At 76.6% G+C, this 21,659-nt stretch carries 8 protein-coding genes; all 8 read right to left on the bottom strand.

Annotated features, from left to right (window positions below; translation table 11 throughout):
• Positions 1 to 2: 2 nt before the first annotated feature.
• A complete protein-coding gene (locus ACGFQ9_RS24120; protein ID WP_393576402.1) occupies positions 3 to 3,263 on the bottom strand; it encodes an amino acid adenylation domain-containing protein in 3,261 nt (1,086 codons plus the stop codon).
• Positions 3,264 to 3,481: 218 nt separating this feature from the next.
• Positions 3,482 to 6,799 (bottom strand): amino acid adenylation domain-containing protein, encoded by a 3,318-nt coding sequence (locus ACGFQ9_RS24115; RefSeq protein ID WP_393576400.1) that lies wholly within the window; start codon positions 6,797 to 6,799, stop codon positions 3,482 to 3,484.
• Positions 6,796 to 8,625 (bottom strand): condensation domain-containing protein, encoded by a 1,830-nt coding sequence (locus ACGFQ9_RS24110; protein WP_393576399.1) that lies wholly within the window; start codon positions 8,623 to 8,625, stop codon positions 6,796 to 6,798. The genes ACGFQ9_RS24115 and ACGFQ9_RS24110 overlap by 4 nt, the downstream gene beginning before the upstream one ends.
• Positions 8,618 to 8,845 carry an MbtH family protein gene (locus tag ACGFQ9_RS24105; protein ID WP_393576397.1) on the bottom strand — a complete coding sequence of 76 codons (228 nt, stop codon included), beginning with the start codon at positions 8,843 to 8,845 and terminating at the stop codon, positions 8,618 to 8,620. Before ACGFQ9_RS24105 ends, ACGFQ9_RS24110 begins: the two co-directional genes overlap by 8 nt.
• 124 nt (positions 8,846 to 8,969) lie before the next feature.
• The gene (locus tag ACGFQ9_RS24100) at positions 8,970 to 11,306 is read right to left on the bottom strand and encodes a pyridoxal-phosphate dependent enzyme (RefSeq protein WP_393576396.1); all 2,337 of its coding nucleotides are present in this window, start codon (positions 11,304 to 11,306) and stop codon (positions 8,970 to 8,972) included.
• A gap of 2 nt (positions 11,307 to 11,308) precedes the next feature.
• Entirely contained in the window at positions 11,309 to 12,349 is a 1,041-nt protein-coding gene (locus ACGFQ9_RS24095; RefSeq protein ID WP_393576395.1) for a kinase, read from the bottom strand.
• Positions 12,315 to 13,871 (bottom strand): argininosuccinate lyase, encoded by a 1,557-nt coding sequence (locus ACGFQ9_RS24090; RefSeq protein ID WP_393576394.1) that lies wholly within the window; start codon positions 13,869 to 13,871, stop codon positions 12,315 to 12,317. Before ACGFQ9_RS24090 ends, ACGFQ9_RS24095 begins: the two co-directional genes overlap by 35 nt.
• A 173-nt stretch (positions 13,872 to 14,044) precedes the next feature.
• Positions 14,045 to 21,469, bottom strand: coding sequence for an amino acid adenylation domain-containing protein (locus tag ACGFQ9_RS24085; protein WP_393576392.1), 7,425 nt, complete (start codon positions 21,467 to 21,469; stop codon positions 14,045 to 14,047).
• Positions 21,470 to 21,659: the final 190 nt, after the last annotated feature.

Genomic DNA, 21,659 nt, shown 5'->3' with positions numbered 1-21,659 from the left:
GGTCAGGTGCGGGCGCGGGGGCGGAGGAGCGGGCGGGGCGGTTCCGGCGCGTCCGACTGCTCCCGAGCGGCGGTGGTGCGGGCGGCGATGCCGGCCGGGGTGGGGGTCTCGTACAGGTCCCGCAGGGCAAGTTCGGTGCCGAGGGCCGGGCGGAGGCGGCCGACGAGGCGGGTGGCGAGCAGGGAGTGCCCGCCCAGGGCGAAGAAGTCCTCGTCGGGGCCGGCCGACGCCAGGCCCAGGACCTCCGCGAACACGGCGCAGACGGCCTCCTCGGCGGGCCCTGCGGGCGCCCGGCCGCCGGGCGCGGCGAAGGTCGCCGGGTCCGGCAGCGCCTTGCGGTCGAGCTTGCCGTTCACGGTGAGCGGCAGCTCCGGCAGGACCAGCAGCACCGAGGGGATCATGTAGCCGGGCAGGGTACGGGCGAGCGCGGCGCGGACGGTGCCGGTGTCCGCCTCCCCGGTGAGGTAGCCGACGAGCCGCAGTCCGCCGGCGGGGTCGGGCCGTGCGACGACGACGGCCTCGGTGACCCCCGGTACGGCGCGCAGCGCGTTCTCCACCTCGCCGGGCTCGACCCGGTTGCCGCGCACCTTGACCTGGTGGTCCTGGCGGCCGAGGAAGTCCAGCTGTCCGTCGGCGCGGAGGCGGGCGAGGTCCCCGGTGCGGTACATGCGCGCTCCGGGCTCGGTGGCGTACGGGTCGGGTACGTAGCGTTCGCTGGAGCGGCGCGGGTCGCCGAGGTAGCCGGGGCCGACTCCGGTGCCGGCGATGAACAGTTCGCCGGGGACGCCGGGCGGGACGGGGGCGAGGGAGGGGTCGAGGAGGTAGAGCCGGTTGTTGCGCAGCGGGCGTCCCACGGGCAGCCGGCCCTGTTCGAGCTCGGCCGCCGGGTCGGGGCCGATGAAGGCGTGGGTGTTGTCGTCGGAGCACTCGGTGAGGCCGTACGCGTTGATGATCGCGGCGTCCGGGTGGCGGGCGTACCAGCGGACGCACAGCTCGGGCGGCAGCACCTCGCCGTTGACCACGAACCAGCGCAGCGCGGGCAGTCCGGGCGGGACGGCCCCGGAGTCCCAGAGGTCGACGGCGGCCCGGACGAAGGAGGGCACCGTCTCCAGGACGGTGATGCCGTGGCGGGCGGCGTCGGCGAACAGGGCGGCGGGGTCGCGGGCGGTGTCCCGGGAGACCAGGTGCACCCGGCCCCCGGTGATCAGCGGGGCGAGCATCTGCCAGACGGAGATGTCGAAGGTGAGCGGGGCGTTCATCACCACCCGGTCGGCGGGGGTCAGCCGGAGGTCGTCGAGCTTGGCGAGGAGGTGGTTGTTCATGCCCCGGCGGTGCACCATCGCGCCCTTGGGCCTGCCGGTGGAGCCGGAGGTGAAGCAGACGTACGCGAGGGCGTCGGGGCCGCCGGCGTCGGCCCGGAAGGGGCCGGCGGGTGCGGTCGTGCCGTCCGGGGGAGTCAGGGGTGCCGGGGGCGCCAGGGGGAGGATCCGCGGACCTCCGCCCGGTACGGCGGCGGCGATCTCCCGGGCCCGGTCGAGCCGGTCGGGGGCGGCCAGGACGCGGCCGATGCTGGCTTCGGCGAGCAGGGCCGCGGTGCGGACGACGGGGCCCTCCGGGTCGAGGGGCACGTACGCGGCGCCGGAGCCGAGGATGCCGAGGACGGCCGCGGGCACGGCGGCGGTGGGCTCGCTGAGCACGGCGACGAGGTCGCCGGGGCGGACGCCGTCGGCCAGGAGGCGGGCGCCCACGGCGTCAGCGCGGGCGACCAGCGCGGCGTAGTCCCAGCTGGTGCCGTGCTCGTCGGTGACGGCGACGGCGCCGGGGGTGCGGGCGGCGATCCGGCGGACCCGGTCGGGGACCTCGGCGTAGTCCTCGTCGCGGGCGGTGTCGTTGAACTCCTCCAGCACCAGGCGTCGTTCGGCCGGGGAGAGCAGGTCCACGGCGCCGGCGGGCAGGCCGGGGTCTTCGGCGAGGGCGTGCAGGATGCGTACGAGGCGGTCGAGCAGGGCCCGTGGCTCGGCCGGGGTGAACACGTCCGGGCGGTGGTCGATCTGGAGGCGCAGCCCCTCGCCGGGGATGGCGGTCAGGCTGAGCGGGTAGTGGGCGGCGTCGTGGGGGTCGAGGCCGGTGACGCGGAGAGGGCCGGAGGAGAGGGCGGCGAGCCCGGCGGGGTCGACGGGGTAGTTCTGGTAGGTGACGCAGGAGTCGAAGAGTTCGCCGGCCCCGGCGGTCCGCTGGATCTCGGTGAGTCCGAGGTGGTGGTGGTCGATGAGGCGGGCCTGTTCCTCCTGGACCCGTTCGAGGAGGGCGGCGAGGGGTTCGTCGCGGTCGACGCGGACGCGGACGGGCACGGTGTTGATGCACAGTCCGACGATGCCGTCGATGCCGGGCAGGTCGGTGGCGCGGCCGCTCACGACGGTCCCGAACACGATGTCGTCGGAACGTATCTGGGCGGCGATCAGCAGGGCCCAGGCGGTCTGCACCAGGGTGCCCGGGGTGAGCCGGCGTTCGCGGGCCAGTGCGGTCAGGCGGTCGGCTGCGGCCGCCGAGAGGACGGTCTCGACGCGGGCCGGGAGCACCGCGCCCGGCGGGACCGAGACCGGTGCGGTGCGGCAGCCGGATTCCAGTCCGGCGAGGGCCTCGGACCATGCTGCGCGGGCGGCTCCGGTGTCGCGGGCGGCGAGGTGGCGCAGGAAGGCGGCGTAGGGGGTGACCGGGCCGAGCAGGGCCTCCGGGTCGGCGTCCGGTCCGGCGTCGTGCAGGGCGAGGAGCTCGCGGACGATGACCGGCCAGGACCAGCCGTCGAACAGGATGTGGTGGTACGTCAGCAGCAGGCGGTGGCGGTCGGGACCGGTGCGCAGCAGGGTCAGGCGCAGCAGCGGCGGCCGGTCGAGGTCGAAGCGGCGGGCCCGGTCCTCGGCGAGGAGGGAGTCCAGGGCCCGGTTCAGCTCGTCGGGGCCGAGCCCGGACAGGTCGTGCTCCTGCCAGGGGGTGGTGACGTTGCGGCGGACGACCTGGGCGGGTTCGCCGGAGGCGCGGCGCAGGAATCCGGCGCGCAGGTTGGGGTGGCGGGCGAGAACGGTGTCGGCGGCGGCGCGCAGCCGGGCCCGGTCGAGCGGGCCGGTGAGGTCGAGCAGCAGTTGTGCGGTGTAGACGTCGGGGCCGGTGCGGTCGAAGAGGGCGTGGAAGAGGATGCCCTCCTGGAGGGGGGACAGCGGGAGTACGTCCTCGACTTGCGGGGCGGTGGGTGCGGGCTGGTTCATGCGGTTGTCCTTGACGGGGTCGGTGGATCGGGGATCGGGGCGGGCGGGTACGGGGGCAGGGCCGGGGCGGAGGGACACGCTGCGCGGCCGGTGCGCGCCGGTGTGCCGTGTGCCCACCCGTGCCGCCCTGCGGCACGACTGCCCACACGGCGGTGCGGTACGGCCGCCCCGCCCACGCGGCGGTGCTAACGGCGCGACTGCGCACGCGGCGGCGGGGGTCAGCGGCGGCGGATCACGGGAGGGGCGGTGTCGCGGATGCCGGCGGCGGCGGCCTCCTCGATCGCGGCCGCGAGGCCGGCGACCGTCGGCCCGGCGAAGAAGCGCCGGACGGCGACGGGCACGCCGAGCTCGGCACGGACCCCGGCGAGGACGCGGGTGGCGAGCAGGGAGTGCCCGCCGAGGTCGAAGAAGTCCTCGTCGAGTCCGACCGGTGCGGTGCCGAGCACCTCCTCGAAGACGGCGCGGACGGCGCGTTCGGTGGCGGTGCGAGGCTCCGCGGTGGGTCCGTAGCCCCGTTCCGGGGCCGTCGGGGCTGGCAGGGCGGCGTGGTCGGTCTTGCCGTTGGCGGTCACCGGCATCCGGTCCAGCACGGTGACGGTTGCGGGTACGGTCCACTCCGGCAGCAGGGCGCGCAGGTGCTCGCGGAGCGCAGGCGGTTCGCACCGGGCGCCGTCGGCGGGCACGGCGTACGCGGCGAGCGCGGGTCCGGCCGGGCCGGTGACGAGGGTGACGGCCGCCTGGCCCACGGCGGGGTGCCGGAGCAGTGCGTCCTCCACCTCGCCGGGTTCCACGCGCATGCCGCGCAGTTTCAGCTGCCGGTCGGCGCGCCCCAGGTACTCGACGGTGCCGTCGGCGTGACGGCGGGCCAGGTCCCCGGTGCGGTACATGCGGCCGCCGGGCGGGCCGTAGGGGCTGGGTACGAACCGTTCGGCGGTGGCACCGGGCCGGCCCAGGTAGCCCTGGGCGAGGCCGCGGCCCGAGACGTACAGCTCTCCGGTGACGCCTGGCGGGACGGGGGCCAGGGCGGCGTCCAGGACGTGCAGCCCGGTGCCGTCCAGGGGGCGGCCGATGGGCACCTGCCCGGCCGGGCCGGGGCTGCCGGGGCGGACGGGGAAGAGCGCGGCGAAGGTGGTGGTCTCGGTCGGCCCGTAGGCGTTGGTGACGGTGGTGTCCGGGCAGTGCGCGCGGACCCGGCGGACGGCCTCCGCGGAGGCCGCCTCTCCCCCGGTCATCGCCTCGCGCAGCCCGGCCAGGCGTTCGGGATGGCGGTCGGCGAGCGCGTTGAAGAGGGTGGCGGTGAGGAAGGTTCCGGTGACGCGTTCCTCCTCGACGAGGCGGACGAGGGCGTCCAGGTCGAGGTCGCCGGGCGGGGCCACCACGACGAGTCCGCCGGACAGCAGCGGCACCCACAGTTCGTAGGTGGAGGCGTCGAAGGCGTGCGGCGAGCGGAACAGGACCCGTTCGTGGGCGCCGCCGCGCCAGTGGCCGTCGCGGGCGAGGGCGACGACCGCGCGGTGCGGGACGGCGACGCCTTTGGGGGTGCCGGTCGAGCCGGAGGTGTACATGAGGCAGGCGAGCGCGTCGGGGTGGACGGCGGGCCGGACCGGGCGGACGTCCGTGCCGGGGGCCGCGTCGGCTGCTTCGGGGCGCAGGGTCAGCGGGATGCCGAAGTCGGCGCCGTCAGTGCCGTCAGTGCCGTCAGTGCCGTCAGTGCCGTCAGTGCCGTCGGCACCCTCGTGCCCGTCGCCGGGGCGGGCGTCGGTGACGAGCACTCCGGCGCGGGCCCCGGCGGCGAGTTCGGCCGTACGGGCCCGGGGGGCGCGGGCGTCGAGCGGCAGGTAGGCGGCGCCGGCCTTCAGGATTCCCAGGCAGACGGCGACCAGTTCGGTGGACCGCTCCATCAGGACCGCGACGTTGTCGCCGGCGCGGACGCCCGCGGCGGCGAGTCTGCCGGCCCACCGTTCGGCCCGCGCGTCGAGCTCCCCGTAGCTCGTCTCCCGTCCGGCGCAGCTGACGGCCGGGCGGTCGGGGTGGGCGGCGGCCCGCTCGGCGAACAGGCCGTGGACGGTGGCCTCGTCGGAGGCGGCGGGCCCGCCCTGCCAGCGGCCGCGCAGGGCCTGCGCCTCGTCGTCGGCGAGGACGGGCAGGGCGGACAGCGGGCGGTGGGGGGCCTCGGCGGCGGCCCGGGTCAGCCGGACCAGGCGGTGCAGGAGGCGGCGGGCGGTGTCCTCGTCGAAGAGGTCCACGGCGTATTCGAGGGTGAGGCCGATCCCGTCCGGGGTGCCGTCCGGCCGGTGGTGCTCGGTGACCTCCAGGGTGAGGTCGAACTTGGCGGTGCCGGTGCGCACGGGTTCCGGGGCGCCGGTGCGCAGGCCGGGGAACTCCGCGGCCGGTCCGCCGCCCCGCTGGGCGGCCACGGCGACCTGGAACAGCGGGTGCCGGCCCGGGGCCCGCGGCGGGGAGAGGCGCTCGACGAGCGCGTCGAAGGGCAGGCCGGCGTCGGTCCGGGCGTCGAGGGCGGCGTCGCGGACCCGGTCGAGCAGGTCGGCGTACGCGGGATCGCCGGAGGTGTCGGCGCGTACGACGGTGGTGTCGACGAACAGGCCGACGAGGTCCTGCAGCGCCTCCTCCTCGCGGGCGTCGACGGGGCAGCCGAGCGGTACGTCGGTTCCCGCGCCGAGCCGGGTGAGGAGAGCCGCGAAGGCGGCCTGCACCGCCGTGAAGGGGGTCGTACGCCGGGCCCGCGCCAGGCCGGCCAGCGCGGCATGGACTTCAGGGGCCAGCACCGCGGAGGTGTCGGCGCCCCGGTGGGTGGGCACGGCGGGGCGGGGCCGGTCGGCGGGCAGGGCGAGCTCGGCCGGCAGTCCGGCAAGGGCGTCGGCCCGTCTGTCCAGGGCACGGGCCTGGCGCGAGCCGGGGTCGGCCGGGTCGCCGAGGAGCTCGCGCTGCCACAGGGCGTAGTCGGGGAACTGGACGGGGAGTTCGGGCCAGTCGGGGGTGGTTCCGGTCAGGCGGGCGGTGTAGGCGGCGGCGAGGTCGCGGAGCAGGAGGTCGAGGGAGGCGCCGTCGCCCGCGATGTGGTGGAGGGCGAGCAGCAGGTGGTGGTGGTCGGCGCCGTCGGTGAACAGGTGGACCCGCAGGGGTGTTTCGCGGTCCAGGGCGAAGGGCCGGGCGGCGGCTTCCCGGGCGCGGGCCCGGTGCCCGTCGGGATCGCAGGGGGTCACGGCGAACACGTCGGCGGCTTCGGCCGCGCCGGCCGGCAGGACGTGCTGGCGGGGCGTGCCCCGGTCGTCGGGGAAGACGGTGCGCAGGGCCTCGTGCCGGGCGGTGACGTCCGCGACGGCGCCGCTCAGGGCGGCGGTGTCGAGCGGTCCGCGCAGCGGCAGGCCGGCCGCGATGGTGTACAGGGCCCCGGCGGCGTCCTCGGTGGCGTCCCCCGGAGGGGCCTCGGTGGTGTCTTCGGTGGCGTCGGTGCCCGTACCGGCGTCGTGGGAGAGGAACCACAGACGGTGCTGGGCGTGGGTCAGGGGGATCACAGGGGCGCTCCGAGCTGGCTTTCGAAGAGGTCGAGGTCGGTCTGGGAGAGTCCGGCCAGGGACACGTCGGAGGGGGTCAGCCGGGCCGCTCCGGGGCGTCCGGCGTGGTCGGCGACGGCGCGGAGCATGGCGAACCACTCATCGGCGAGGGCCCGGACCCGGTCGGCGTCGTAGGCGTTCCCGGACCAGGTCCAGGTCGCGCTGAGGACGGGCCCGTCGGGTCCCTCGTGGGCGGCGGCGTTGACCTCCAGGGCGTGCGGCAGGGGCATGCCGGGTTCGGCGGCGTCCAGGGCGAACGCGTGCCCTGGCGCGGCCTCCCAGTCGGCCGTGCCGCCGAGCGGGAACCGGCCCAGGTAGTTGAAGCCCAGCTCAGGGACCCCGGTACGGGTCAGGCCGGGCGCGGTGCGCGGGTTGGTGTGGCGCAGCAGTCCGTGGCCGATCCCCTTGTCGGGGACGGCCCGCAGGGCTTCCTTGACGCGGCGCAGGGCGTCCCCGGTGGCGGGGCCCCCGGTCCGGGCGGCCTCGGGGTCGGTGCCCCCGAGGTCGAGGCGGACGGGGTGGAGGGTGGTGAACCAGCCGACCGTACGGGACAGGTCGGGTGCGTCGGCGGTGTCGGATGCGTCGGTGATGTCCTGGCGGCCGTGGCCCTCGACGTCGACGAGGACGGCGCCGGAGTCGTCCGGGCCGGTGTACGGGCGCCGCCACGCCAGCACGGCCAGGGCCAGGCCGGTCAGCAGGACGTCGTCGACGGTGCCGTTGACCGCGGCGGGGGCCCGCGTGAGCAGCGGGGCGGTCACCTCCGCGGGCAGGGTGAGGGTGAGGGTCCGGTCGGGGCTGTCCGGGTCGAGGGTGCCGTGCGGGCTGGTGCCGGCCAGCGGTTCGGGGGCCGGCCGCAGCGTGTCGTGCCAGTGCGCGGCCTCGGCGGTACGGCGCCCCGAGAGGGCCTCGGCCCGCAGCAGCGCCGCCCATTCGGCGAACGGGGTGGTCACCGGGGCGGGCGACGGTTCCCGTCCCTCGGTCAGGTCCTGCCAGCAGGACCGCAGGTCCTCCTGGAGGATGCGCCAGGAGACGCCGTCCACGGACAGGTGGTGGACGACGAGAGCGAGGCGCCCCTGCGCAGCCGGGCCCCGGTCGAGGAGGACGGCCCGCAGGACCGTCCCGTCGGCGGGTGACAGGAGTCGTGCGGCGGAGCGGATGTGGCGCTTGGTCAGTTCCGGGAGGAGCTCCTCGGGGACGTCACGGGCATCGACGAAGTCGAGCACGCGGGCCGCGTCCACGCTGCCGGGTGCCGGTACGGCGGGCCGGCACGGGCGGGCCCCGGTGCCGCCCGTCACGCGCAGCCGGAGCAGGTCGTGGTGGTCGGCCAGCGCCTGGAGGAGGCGTACCGCGTCGGCGCGGTCCAGGGCGGCCGGGGTGAGCAGGACGAGGGACTGGTGGTAGCTGTCCGCGGGGACGCCGGGGGCGGCCGTCTCCACGAGCCAGTCCATGATCGGGGTGGCGGGGAACGGGCCGAGCCGGCGGGGCGGCCCGGCCGGACGGGCCGCCCCGCCCGCCGGGCCTGCCGTCCGGGCGCCGGCCGCGAGCGCGCGGACGGACTCGCTGCGCAGCACCTCGCGGGTGGCGAGCACGAGTCCGGCCTGCCGGGCGCGGCCGACGACCTGGATGGCCTGGATGCTGTCGCCGCCGAGCCCGGTGAAGCTCGCGCCCGGTTCGACCCGGGGCAGGCCGAGCACCTCGGCGAACAGCCGGCTCAGCACGTCCACGGGGTCGGGGGCGGGGTTCGCCCCGGCCGGGGGGTGCCCTTGGCCGAACGGGCGGTCAGCCACGGTCGGAGCCGGCGGCGGCGAGGGCGGCGACCAGGGAGGCGGGGCGCATGTCGGTCCAGTGGGTCTCCACGTACTGCAGGCAGTTCTCGCGGGAGTCGGGGCCGTGGACGGCCGTCCAGCCGGCCGGGACGGGCGTGGCGGCGGGCCACAGGGCGTGCTGCAGCTCGTCGTTGCGGACGACGGTGTAGGGGGCGGCGTCGTTCTCGAACGGGTTGGACATGAGGACTCCTCGTGTGTGCGCGGTGGGTGGGATTACGGGTGGTGCGGGTAGTGCGGGTGGTGCAGAGAGTTCCGGGCGTTCCGGGTGTTCCGGGTGTTCAGGAAGTTCATGGAGTTCAGGGAGTTCAGGTGGTGGCGCCGGCCGGGGCGGGCACGGCGGCCGCGCCGACCGTGATCCGCAGCCGGGCATGGGCCTCGTCGAGGGCCTCGGTGACCCCTTCGGCGGTGGCGTGGCGGGCGATGACGTGCCCGATCCGGTCGGCGGCGCTGCGCGGACGGCGTACCGGGGTGCCCGGCGCGGCGGTGACGGTGACCTCCTCGACGCCGGGGACGGCGGTGGCCGGCCCGGTGCCCTCGACGGCGGTCAGCGGCCCCTCGGAGCCGGCCAGCAGGAACCGGATCCCGGCGTGGCCGTCCCGGTCGGGGGTCAGACCGGGTTCCCGGCCGAGGGCGGCCAGCAGCTGCGCCCGCAGCAGGTCCACGCCGGTGGCGAGGCGCACCAGTTCGGGGATCATGCCGCCGGCCGGGCGGGGGTTGATCTCGACCACGGCCGGGCCGTCGGCGGTCAGTTTCACCTCGGTGTGGGCGGCGCCGTGGCACAGCCCGACGGCGGTCAGGGCGGCCACCGCGGTGTCCGCGGCGGCGCGTGCCCGGCCGGCCGCCATCGGCGCCGGGAACACGTGCCGGTGCTCGACGAAGTAGGGGCTGCCGGTGACGGACTTGGCGGTGACGCCGACGCGGTGGACGGCGCCGGCGGTGCCGAAGGTCTCCACGCTGACCTCCGGCCCGTCGAGGTACTCCTCGACCAGGACGGCGCGGGCCGCGGGCATGCCGCGGGCGTTGACCTCCTCCGCGAGGATCAGTTCCGTCTGGGCGGCGGCCTGTTCCGGGTCGTGGCAGAGCAGGACGTGCGTGGACCCGGAGCCGTCGGCGGGTTTCACCACGCAGGGCAGGCCGGTGCGGGCGATGGCCCCGGGCAGGTCCGCGGGGTCCCGGACGACGGCGTGCCGGGGCTGCCGGATGCCGGCGGCGGCCAGTACGGCCCGCAGGGCGGTCTTGTCGCGGCAGGCGGCGGCCGCCTCCGGCGGGTTGCCGGACAGGCCGAGCCAGGTGGTGAGCCGGGCGACGGCGGGGACGTAGAAGTCGCTGGTGGTGGTGATGCCGGCGATCTCCTCGCGGCGGAACCGGCTCAGCAGGGCGGCGCGCAGCGCGGCGTCGTCGTTGGTGTCGCAGCGCAGCACCTCGGCGCCGGTGCCGGCCAGTCCCCGGTAGCGGTCCGGGTCGCCGGTGACCAGCACCGGTACGGTGTCCAGTTCCCGGGCCAGGTCCAGGGCGATCATGCCGGTGCCGGTGGTGTTGGACTCGACGAACACCAGGTGGCGGCGCAGGTCCGCGGGGGGCCGGTGGGCGGTCCGCGACCAGCTGTGCGCGGTGGCGCCCGGCGGGAGGTCGGCGGGCGCGCCGGGCGCGGGCAGCTCGTGCAGTCCGTGCGCCTCCCAGTGGGCGTCGTCGTAGACGGTGTCGGCGTAGCGGTCGCCGCGGTCGGGCAGGATGCCGACGATGCGGGTGCCGGGCGGGGCTTCCGCGGCGAGGGCGGTGAGCACCCGGTAGACGGAGCCGGAGGTGTTCCCGCCGAACACCTGCTGGTCGCGGGCGAGTTCCCGGGCGGCGGCGAACGCCTCGCGGTCGTTGAGCCAGTGCACCTCGTCGATCAGGGTGCGGTCCAGGTTCTCGGGGAGCAGGCTGTTGCCGAGCCCGCTCTGCAGCCGGCCCGGCCGGTCGGGCTGGCCGAACAGGGTGCTGCCGACGCAGTCGACCCCGACGACGCGCAGGCCGGGCAGGGTCTCCTTGAGGGCGCGCGCGGTCCCGCACAGGGAGCCGCCGCTGCCGACGGCACCGACCAGGACGTCGACGTGCCCGAGGTCGGCGAGGAGTTCGGCGGCCAGGCCCCGGTAGGCGCCGGGGTTGTCGGGGTTGGAGTACTGGCGGGGCCAGAACGCTCCGGGCAGCGTGTCCATGAGCGCGGCGAGGCGTTCCAGGCGGGCGCTCTGCCAGCCCTGGGCGCCCATGGCGTCGACGATGTGCACCCGGCAGTCGAGGGCGCGCAGTTTGGCGAGGGTGACGGGGTCGATGCGCGGGTCGGTGACGATGTGCACCTCGTGGCCGAGGGAACGTCCGACCAGGGCGACCCCGAGCGCCATCGTCCCCGAGGAGCTCTCCACGACGGGTGCCCCGGGAAGCAGGTCGCCGCGCCGGCGGGCCTCGGTGAGGATGTGCCGGGCGACCCGGTCCTTCATCGCGAACGGGTTCTGCAGTTCGAGTTTGGCGTACGCCTCCACGCCGCGGTCCACGCCGCGGTCCGTGACGGGGTCAGCGTTGGGGGCCGTGCCGCCTTCCGTGACGGGGCGGAGCCGCACCAGGGGGGTGCCGCCGATCGCGTCGGCCAGGGTGTCGTAGAGCATGGTCAGTTCTCCGTGGGGTGGGCGGGGCGGCGGTGCGGCGGCCCGGTGGGCGTCCGGCCTTCGCCGGTGCCGAGGCTGCGGTGGACGGACACGGTGCCGCCGAGGGCGGCGCAGCCGTCCCGGACGTGCTTCGTCTTCGCGTCGAGTTCCGGGTCGTCGGCGTCGAGGAGGATGCCGAGCACGGTGCCGCTGTGGGCGAGGACGAGTCCGTACCCGCCGGTGTCCCGGCCGAGCCGGCGCAGCCGGTCCAGGCCGGGGCGGGGGCGGCGGGCGGCGTGCAGCTCGGCGCTGCGGGTGGCGACCGCGCCGACCTCGGGCAGGTCGGTGCGGGCGACGGCCCGGGTGAGGCGGTCGAGGAGCCGGGCGTATTCGGCCCGGTCGGCCGCGGGGACGGGGCCGGCGGTGCGGTTGTGCGCGACGGTGTCGACCTGGCCGCCCAGGTCGTGGGCGATCACGGCGAGCGGCGGGAGTTCGCCGAGCCGGTGCCGGAGGCGGACCGTCCGGTGGTGGAAGGCGACGATCCCGTCGTGCATCACTCCGTCGGAGGGTTCGACCGCGCGCAGGAAGTCCTCCGCCCGGTCCGGCGGGAGGGCGATTCCGAGGGCGTCCCCGACGGCGCGGACGGTGGCGACCAGGTCGGCGGAGGAGCTGGCGAGGCCCTTGCCCTCCGGCAGGTCCGCGGAGATCTCCAGGACACCGCCGTCGGCCGCGCCGGCCGCCGCGAGGACGGCTTCGGCGACGCGGCGCGCCTTGGTCTTGTGGGCGGGCAGCACCCGGACGCCGGGGCCGGTGCCGGGCGGGGCCGGGCGGAAGGTGGCGGTGGACCAGCGGGCGAGCGGGAAGGTGACGAGGAAGTCGCCGTCCGGCTCGGGCAGGGCGCCCTGGAGGAGCTCCCCGAAGGTCCCGAAGGCGCGTCCGGTCCCGGTGCGGCCGGCCGGGACGGTACCCGGGACGGGAGCGGTCGGTTCAGCGGCCGGGGCGGGCAGTTCAGCGGCCGAGGTGGGCAGTTCAGCGCCCGGTACGGGTCTCGTGACCGAAGGCACCGCCCACCTCCTCCCCTGCGGGACCGGTCAGGCAGCGGTCCGTCTCGGCGGCCCCCTCCAGCCGGGCGGCGGTCCTCCGCGCCCAGGCCCCGGCCAGTTCGGCGTACGCGACCCGCTGGGCACGGAGGTTCCCGGCCACGGCGTCCGGGTGGGCGGAGCCCGTGGAGGACAGCCGCTCCAGGGCCGCGTCGACGTCGAAGGCCGCGGACAGCAGCCCGCCCGGGTCGGCGGGCGTGAACCCGTGCGCGGCGGCGGCCCGGACCAGCAGCTCGGGTTCGCCCGGCCAGGGCGCGACGCCCGCCCGCGCGGCCGCCACCACGTACTGCCCGGCGATGACCTGGGCCGTGCGCCAGGGCACGCCGGCGGTGAGGGTGAGGGCGTTGGCCAGGCTGAAGCCGCCGAGGTACTCCCGTGCGCAGACCTCCCGCATGCGGTCGGCCCGGAAGGTGATCCGGCCGAGGACCTCGGTCAGCAGCCGGACGGTGCCCAGGGCCGATTCGACGGCCTGGTGGACGTGCGTCCCGGCCTCCTTGGACACCTCCACGAGGTTGCTGAACGGGGTGTTGCGCTGCCCGAGCAGTACGTCGGCGTGGAAGGCGGTCAGGTGGGCGGTGCGGCCGCGGATCCGCTCCAGGACGGGGAAGTTCTTCTTCTGCGGCATCGCCGAGGAGATCCCGGAGAGTTCGTCGGGCAGGTCGAGGAAGCCGTGTTCGCTGCCGCCCCAGGTCAGCAGGTCGGTGACGAACCGTGCCAGGGTGCTGCCGAACAGGCTGAGCTCCCCGGTGAGTTCGGCGCTCCAGCGGCGGCCCGCCACCGCCGTCAGGGCGTTCTGCTGGGGCCGGGCGAAGCCCAGCAGGCGGGCCATCCGGTCCCGGTCCCAGGCGAGCTCCTGGCCCGCCATGGCCCCGGCGCCCAGCGGGCAGGCGTCGATGCCGTCGTAGGTGTGCAGCAGCCGGCCGAGGGTGTGCAGCACGTGCTCGGACAGCGCGGCCAGGTGGAAGCCGGGGGTGATGACCTGGGCGGCCTGGAAGTGGGTGTAGCCGGGCATGGGCAGGGTGCGGGTGGCGTCGGCGACGCGCACGGCCGTCTCGCCGAGCCCGAGGAGCGCGTCGGCGAACGCGGCCAGCCGCTCCCGCCCGTACATGACCTGGGCGGTGGCCTGGAGGTCGTTGCGGCTGCGGTCCACGTGCCAGTGCGGCACGGGCCGGGCCAGTCCGGCCTCGACGTGCCGTTCGACGGCGAAGGCGATGTCGGAGAGGTTGGCGTCGGGGCGCGCGGTGAGGGTTCCGGGGCCGATGCCGTCGAGCAGGCCGGCCACGGCGGCGGCCTCGTCGGCGGTGAGCAGGCCCATCCGGGCGTACTCGGCGGCCAGGACCTTCTCGATGGCCGTGTAGTGGTGCAGCAGGTGGCGGGACTCGAACGCGAACTGCGGGGCGAGGACCTCCTCGTGCAGCAGGCGTGCCGGGCCGTCCTGCAGCCGGCCGGTGAGACCGGCGGCCGGGGGCGGTGTGTCGCTGTTCACGGTGGGTTCCGATCTGGTGGGGTGCCGGCCGCCCCTCGGGGGCGGCGGCGGGGCGGGGCCGCTGCGGCGGCGGTCCGTCGGCGGGCGGATGTGCGGAGGGGGACGGGGGCACGGAGGCCGGTCCGGCGCGGTCCGAGGGGGGTCGGACCGGGCCGGCGGCCTCCGGCCGTTCCTCATCCGCCGGGCGTCGCCCGGTGGTCCGGGTCGGCGGCGGCGAGGGCCGCGCCGAGGCGTTCCGCGACGGTGGTCACGTACGGGGGCCGCACCAGCTGGTAGTGGTCCGCCGCCAGTCCGTGCACGGCCAGGCCGTCCGGGGCGTACGCCGCCCAGCGGCGGGCCGCGTCGCAGCCGGCGCCGGTGGTGCTCTGGTGGAAGTGGACGGGGCCGGGCACCGGGGTCGGCCGGTGCCCGGCCGCGGCACGGACCGCCTCGGCGAACACGGCGTAGTGGTGGGCGAGTTCGTCCGCTCCGGGCAGCGCCCCCGGGTGGCGGCGGGCGGTGTGCTCCGCCAGGGCACGCAGCCCGGCGGCGGGGTCCGGCGCGTTGCTCAGCGCGGCACGCAGCTCGGCGCGTTCGCCGTCGCCGGGGTCGATGCCGGCGGTCCGGGCGAGGTCCTGGTGGAACCACTCCAGCAGGCCGGCCTCGTCGTCGGGGACGGCGTCCGGCTCGGGGTGGGCGGTGTCGAGCAGGGTGAGGGAGGCGGCGGGGCGGCCCCGGGCCGCGAGTTCGGCCGCCATGTGGTGCGCGACGAGGCCGCCGAAGGACCAGCCTGCCAGGTGGACGGGTCCGGCCGGGTGGCCGCGTTCCGGGGTGACGGGGGTGTCCAGGACGCCCAGCGCGTCCAGGGTGTCCAGGTGGACGGCGGCCAGTTCGGCCACCGTGCGCGGGCGGCCGTCCGCCCGGGGTGCGGGGGCGGTGAGGCCGAGGACGGGACGGCCCGGTTCCAGTGCGGCGGCCAGCTCCCGGTAGCAGAGCACCTGGCCGCCGACCGGGTGGACGAGGACCAGCGGGGGCAGCGCGCCGCCCCGGCGGATCCGTACGGCGGCCGGGGCGCTCCCCGGCACAACGGCGGGGGCGCCGTCGCGCAGCAGCTCGGCCAGTCGGGCCACGGTGGGCCGTTCCAGCAGGGTGCCGACGGAGAGCCCGGCGCCGAAGGCCGCGTTGACGCGTCCGGTCAGCCGCAGGGCGTCGATGGAGTGGCCGCCGAGGTCGAAGAAGTCCTCGTGGACGCTGACCGGGCCGCTCCCGAGGAGGTCGGCCCAGATCCCGGCCAGCCGGGTCTCGGTGGCGTCGCGGGGCGGGACCGGGGCGCCGCGGCCGGAGCGGGCGGTGCCGCCGGGCCGGGGCGCGGGCAGGGCCGCGCGGTCGAGCTTGCCGTTCACGGTCAGCGGCAGTTCGGGGAGGGTGACCCAGGCCGCCGGGACCATGTGCTCGGGCAGCCGTTCCCGGGCGTGGGCGGCCAGTCCGGGCACCTCGACCGGCAGCACGGCCGGGGTGACGTACGCGGTGAGTCGGCCGTCGCGCAGCAGGACCGCGCAGGACCGGACCGCGGGGTGCGCGGCGAGGACGGCCTCGATCTCGCCGGGCTCGACGCGGAAGCCGCGCACCTTCATCTGGTGGTCGGTGCGCCCGGCGTACTCGAGCGCCCCGTCGGGGCGGCGCCGGGCCAGGTCGCCGGTCCGGTAGAGGCGGCGGGGGGCGCCGTCGGGGCCGGTGGTCACGGGGAACCGTTCGGCGGTCAGGTCCGGGCGGCCGTGGTAGCCGTCGGCGAGGCCGGTGCCTTCCAGGTACAGCTCGCCGGTGACGCCCGTGGGGACCTCGGCGAGGCGGGCGTCGAGCACGTGGACGCGCAGGTTGGCGATGGGCCGGCCGATGGGCACGGTGTCGCCGTCGCCGGGCCGGCACTGCCAGTGGGTGACGTCCACGGCCGCCTCGGTCGGCCCGTACAGGTTGTGCAGTTCGACGCCGGGGAGGCGGTCGAAGAAGGTGTCCCGGAGGTCGGCGGGGAGGGCTTCGCCGCTGCAGACGACCCGGGTGAGGCCGCGCGCGTCGGTGACGGCCCGCGGGTCGTCGAGGAACACGTCGAGCATCGACGGCACGAAGTGGACGGTGGTGACCTCCTCGGAGCGGAGGAGCGCCCCGAGCCGGAGCGGGTCGCGGTGCGCGCCCGGCGGGGCGACGACCAGGGTCGCGCCGGTGATCAGCGGCCAGAACAGCTCCCACACGGAGACGTCGAAGGTGTACGGGGTCTTGTGCAGGACCGGCTCCCCGGGGGTGAGGCGGTAGGCGTCCTGCATCCACAGCAGCCGGTTGGCGATGGCCCGGTGGGAGACGACGACGCCCTTGGGGCGGCCGGTGGACCCCGAGGTGAAGATCAGGTAGGCGGGGTCCTCGGGCCGGACGGCGCGGGGCGCGGGGACGGGGAGCGCCGCTTCCCCGGGCCCGGTGTCCTCTCCGGGGACCAGCACGGTCCGGCCGGCGTCGCGGAGCGGTCCGGCGTGCCGGGCGTCGGCGATGACCAGGTGGGCCCCGCATTCGGCGAGCAGGGACTCGGTGCGGGCCCGGGGGTGTTCCGGGTCGAGCGGGACGTACGCGGCTCCGGTGCGCAGGACGGCGAGCAGGGCCGCCGGGAGGTCGGCGGAACGTTCCATCAGCAGGGCGACGAAGGTGCCGGGGCCGGCTCCGTGCCGGCGGAGCCGCCGGGCCAGCCGGTCGGCGGCCGCGTCGAGTGCGGCGTACGCGATGCCGGTGCCGTCGTGGCGGACCGCCGTGGCGACGGGGGTCCGGCGGACCTGTTCGGCGAACAGGGCGGTGAGGGTGTGCGGGCGGTCGAAGCGGCGGCTGGTGGCGTTGCTCCGCTCGATGTGCCGGTGCTCGGCCGGGGACAGCAGGCCGGCTTCGTGGACCGGGCGGGCGGGGTCGGCGGCGAGCGCGGTCAGCGCGGCCTCGTAGGCGAGGTGGGCCTCGGCCGTGCCTTCTCCGGTGAAGCGTGCGGCGTCGTAGCGCAGGCCGAGTTCCAGGCCGCGGCCGTCGGGGGTGCGGGAGAACTCGGCGCCGAACGGGAAGTCGGTCACCGCCTCGCCCGTCTCCTCCAGCACGGTGAAGGCGCCGGCGTCGGCGAGGGCCTGCTCGACGTGGAAGTGGGTGTAGTTGAAGAAGGTCTCGAAGACGGGGGCGCCGCCGTTGCCGCGGAGGATCTCCGCGAGGGGGAAGCGGCGGTGCTCGTGGGCGAGGAGCTCCAGGTCGGTGATCCGCTCGACGAGCTCGCGCCAGGTCTGCGGGCCGACGTCCAGGCGCAGCGGCAGGGTGTTCAGGAAGGGGCCGATGACGAGGTCGCCGTCGGGTTCCTCGGCGCGGCCGCCGACGACGACGCCGGTGGTGACCTCGTCGGCGCCGCCCAGCAGTGCCATCACGCGGAGGTGCGCGGCGAGCAGCAGGGTCCGCAGGGGGACCCGCAGGTCCGCGGCGACGGCGGTGAGGCGTTCGTGCAGCGGTGCGGGGAGCGGCCGCTGGTACCAGGCGTGCCGGGGCGGCCCGCCCGCGGGCACGCTGCGGGGCAGCCGGGTGACGGGGGCGCCGTCGGTCTGCGCGGCCCAGAACGCGCGGGTGCCGGGGTCGGCGAGCGCGGCCTGCTCCAGGGCGACGTAGCCGGCGTAACGGGAGCGCGGCGCGGCGGGCACGGCGGGCCCGGCGAGCCCGCCGCGGGCGGTGTCCGGCGCGGTGGAGGCCGCCGTGGAGGCCGCCGTGGAGGCCGCCGTGGCGTGCCGGGTGTAGGTGAGGGCCAGTTCGGTGAGGAGGGAGCGCTCGCTCCAGCCGTCCATCGTGGCGTGGTGTTCGGCGAGGAACAGCCGGAAGGTGCCCTCGGTGAGCCGCTGGACGTGCAGGCGGAGGAGTGGGGCCCGGTCCCAGCGGAACGGCCTTGCGCGTTCGGCCCGGTGGCGCTCGGCGACCGCGGCCTCCCGCTCGTCCGCGCCGAGGGTCCGCAGGTCCTCGAAGGTGATCTCGGGGCGGGCGTCCCGGTGGACGAGCTGGAGGGGTTCGGAGTAGCGGTGCGGGTCGAAGGAGGTCCGCAGCATCTCGTGCCGGGCGGCGAGCCCGTCGACCGTGGCGTGCCAGGCGGCTTCGTCCCAGGGCGCCTCGACCAGGTAGGAGGCGACGTTGTGGTAGACCCGCCCTCCGTCGGCGGTGGGCAGGTCGCTGTGGAACAGCATGCCGGCCTGCAGGCGGGTCATCGGGTAGGCGTCGTCCAGGCCGGGCGGGAGCAGCGCCCGGTCCCGGGGGCCGAGCAGCGCGAACGGCTCGGGGCCGGACCCCGCCGCGGCCGCGGGCACGTGTGCGGTACGGCCGGCCGCGGCGTCGGTGCCGCCGCCGTCGGCGCCGGCGTCGGCGCCGGCCGCGAGCTCCCGCAGGGTGCGGCTGCGGGTCAGACCCGCGAGGGACAGGCCGATCCCGCGGTCGCGGGCCCGGGAGAGCACCTGGAGCGAGCGGATGGAGTCGCCGCCGAGGGCGAACCAGTTGTCGTGCGCGCCGACCCGCGGGTGCCCGAGGACCTGCTGCCAGATCCCGGCGAGCGCGGTCTCGACCGGGCCGCTCGGCGGCTCGTACGCGGCCCCGGCGGGCAGGGCGGCGCCGGCCGCCGCCGGAGCGGGCAGGGCCCGCCGGTCCACCTTCCCGTTGACGGTGAGCGGGAAGGCGGGCAGGGCCACGAAGGCGCCGGGGACCATGTACGGGGGAACCAGCCGGTCCAGGTGCTCGCGCAGCTCGGCCACGGCGGGGGCGGCCTCGGCGTCGAGTCCGGGTACGGCGATCCAGGCGGTCAGCACGGGGGTGCCGGAGGCGTCGGGGGCGAGCCGTACGTGGGCGGCGCCGATCCGGGGGTGGGCGGTCAGCGCGGCCTCGACCTCGCCGGGTTCGATGCGGAAGCCCCGGAGCTTGATCTGGTCGTCGGCACGGCCCAGGTACTCCAGTTCGCCGTCGGAGCGGAGCCGGGCGAGGTCTCCGGTGCGGTAGAGGCGGGCGCCGGGGGCGGCGCCGGGAGTGCCGTCGGCGGGGAAGCGCTCGGCGGTCAGGGCGGGCCGGTGCAGGTATCCGCGGGCCAGGCCGGCGCCGCTGACGTGGAGTTCGCCGGTGGCGCCGCGGGGGACGGGGCGGCCGTTCCGGTCGAGGAGGTGCAGGGCGAGGTCGGGGATGGGCGGGCCGATGACGCTGCCGCGGTCCTCGCGGGCGTCGCGGGCGGTCAGCGGCCGGTGGGTGACGTGCACGGTGGTCTCGGTGATGCCGTACATGTTGACCAGCCGGGGCGCGGTGTCCCCGTGGCGGTCGAACCAGCCGCGCAGCGAGCCGGTGTCCAGGGCCTCGCCGCCGAAGACGACGTACCGCAGGGCGAGCCCGTCCTCACCGCCCGGGTCCGCGCAGGCGTCGGCATCGGCATCGGCATCGGCCCGGTCGAGCTGGAGGAAGGCGGACGGGGTCTGGTTGAGGACGGTGACCCGTTCGCGGCGGAGCAGCCGGAGGAACTCCTCCGGGGAGCGGCTGGTGGCGTACGGCACGACGACGAGCCGGCCGCCGTACAGCAGCGCGCCCCACAGTTCCCAGACGGAGAAGTCGAAGGCGATGGAGTGGAAGAGGGTCCACACATCGTCCGCGCCGAAGCCGAACCAGTGGTCGGTGGCGGAGAACAGCCGGGTGATGTTGCGGTGGGGCACGAGGGTGCCCTTGGGCCGGCCGGTGGAGCCCGAGGTGTAGATGGTGTACGCGAGGTCGCCCGGGGTGACCCCGCTGTCGGGGGGCGTCTGCGGCAGGCCGGCCAGGAGCGCGGCGTCGGCGCCGAGGTCCACGGTGCGGAGTCCGGCGTCCTCCCACAGGGCGCGGGTGCCGGCGGTGCCGACGAGGTGGGCGAGGCCCGCGTCCTCGATGATGCCGCGGATCCGCTCCGGGGGGTTGCCGGGGTCGAGCGGGAGGTAGGCGGCACCCGCCTTGAGGATGCCGAGGAGCGCGGCGGGGAGGTCGGCGGAACGGGGTGCGCAGAGACCGACGAGGGTGCCGGGGCCGGCCCCGAGGGCCCGCAGCCGGTGGGCGATCCGGTTGGCGGTGCGGTCGAGTTCGGCGTAGGTGACGTGCCGGCCGCCGTCCGTGACGGCCACGGCGTCGGGGGTGCGCCGGGCGTGTTCGGCGAAGATCTCGTGGGCGCAGCGGTCCGGGTCGGGGGCGGTGGCGCGGACCTCGGCGGGCGGCGGCGAGGTGAGCGGCCGCTGCTCGGCGGGGGTGAGCATCGGCAGGTCGCCGACGCGCCGGCCGGGCTGCGCGGTGGCGGCGTCGAGGAGGGCGGAGAAGTGGCGGGCGAACCGTTCCACCGTGGCCCGGTCGTACAGGTCGGCGCGGTACTCCAGCCGGCAGTGCACGGCGCCGCCGGAACGGACCACGTCGAAGGTGAGGTCGAACTTGGCGGTGGCCGCCGGGGGTTCGACGAGGCGGACGCGGGGGCCGGGCAGCCCCTCGGTCAGCGCGTCCTCGTCGTGGAAGCCCGCGAAGACGGAGAACAGGGGCGAGCCCTCGTCGGAGCGGGCCGCCCCGATGTGCTCCACGATCCGCTCGAAGGGAAGGTCCTGGTGGTCCTGGGCGTCGAGGAGGGTGTCGCGGGTCCGGGCCAGGTGGTCCCGGAAGAGGGGGTCGCCGCTCAGGTCGGCGCGCACCGGGACGGTGTTGACGAACAGGCCGACGGTGTCCTCGAACTCCTTGCGGTCGCGGTTCGCGACGGCGGTGCCGACGAGTACGTCCTCGGCACCGGCGTAGCGGGCCAGGGCGATCTGGAGGACGGCGAGGCAGGTGGTGAACAGGGTGCTCGACGTGTCCCGGCCGAGCCGTCCGGCGCGCCGTACGACCTCCTCGGGCACGGTGAACTCGTGCAGTCCCGCGGCGCGGTGGCCGGGGCCCGGCACCGTGGCGGGCCTGCGGTCGTACGGCAGCCAGGTGTCGGGCAGCTCGCCCGCCAGGTGCCCGGCCCAGTGGGCGAGCCGCTCGGCGGTGCCGGGGCCGGCGAGGAGTTCCTCCTGCCAGGCGGAGTAGTCCCCGTACTGGAAGGCGGGTTCGGGGAGGGGGGCGCCGGGCCCGTCGGCGGGCCCGTCGGCGGGGTCCGCGAGGAGCTCGCGCACCAGGACGCGCACGGACCAGCCGTCGCCGGCGATGTGGTGGAGGGCGAGGACGAGGAGGGCACCGTCCGGGGTGTGCAGCAGGGCCGCGCGGAACAGCGGTCCGGTGTGCAGGTCGAAGGGCCGCCGGTACTGGGCGTCCTGCCAGGCCGCGATCTCCTCGGCGGTGTCGGCCTTGTCCTCGGTCCACTCCAGGCGGGCCGGGTCGTCGACGACCTGGAGCAGTTCGCCGTCCTCCAGCCGGAAGCGGGTCCGCAGTGCCTCGTGGCGGTCCAGCAGCGCCTGGGCGCGGTCTTGGAGCGCTGCGGCGTCCACCTGTTCCCCGAAGGCGAGGAACACCGGCATGTGGTAGGTCGGCCGTCCCTCCTCCGTCTCCTGGAGGAAGTACATGCGCCGCTGTGCGGCCGATGCCGGGAACGCGTTCCCGTCGGCATGGTCGTGACTGGCCAAGACAACTCCCTCGGCGGCCATGCCATCCCTGACGCGTGCCGCTCCGACTTCCGATCTCTGTGCGATCACGCTAGGAGCGGTGGGGGTGTCCGGATAAGTCACCAATGCCCGGTCCCGGATCCACGTGACACGTGATCGGGGGAACGGACCGGGGGGAACGGACCGGGGGGAACAGGACACCGTGCGGGGG

The sequence above is a fragment of the Streptomyces sp. NPDC048603 genome (genome assembly GCF_043199475.1).
GTDB lineage: Bacteria > Actinomycetota > Actinomycetes > Streptomycetales > Streptomycetaceae > Streptomyces.
Note: the sequence above shows the minus strand (reverse complement) of the source record. Positions and strands in the feature narration are given on the sequence as shown.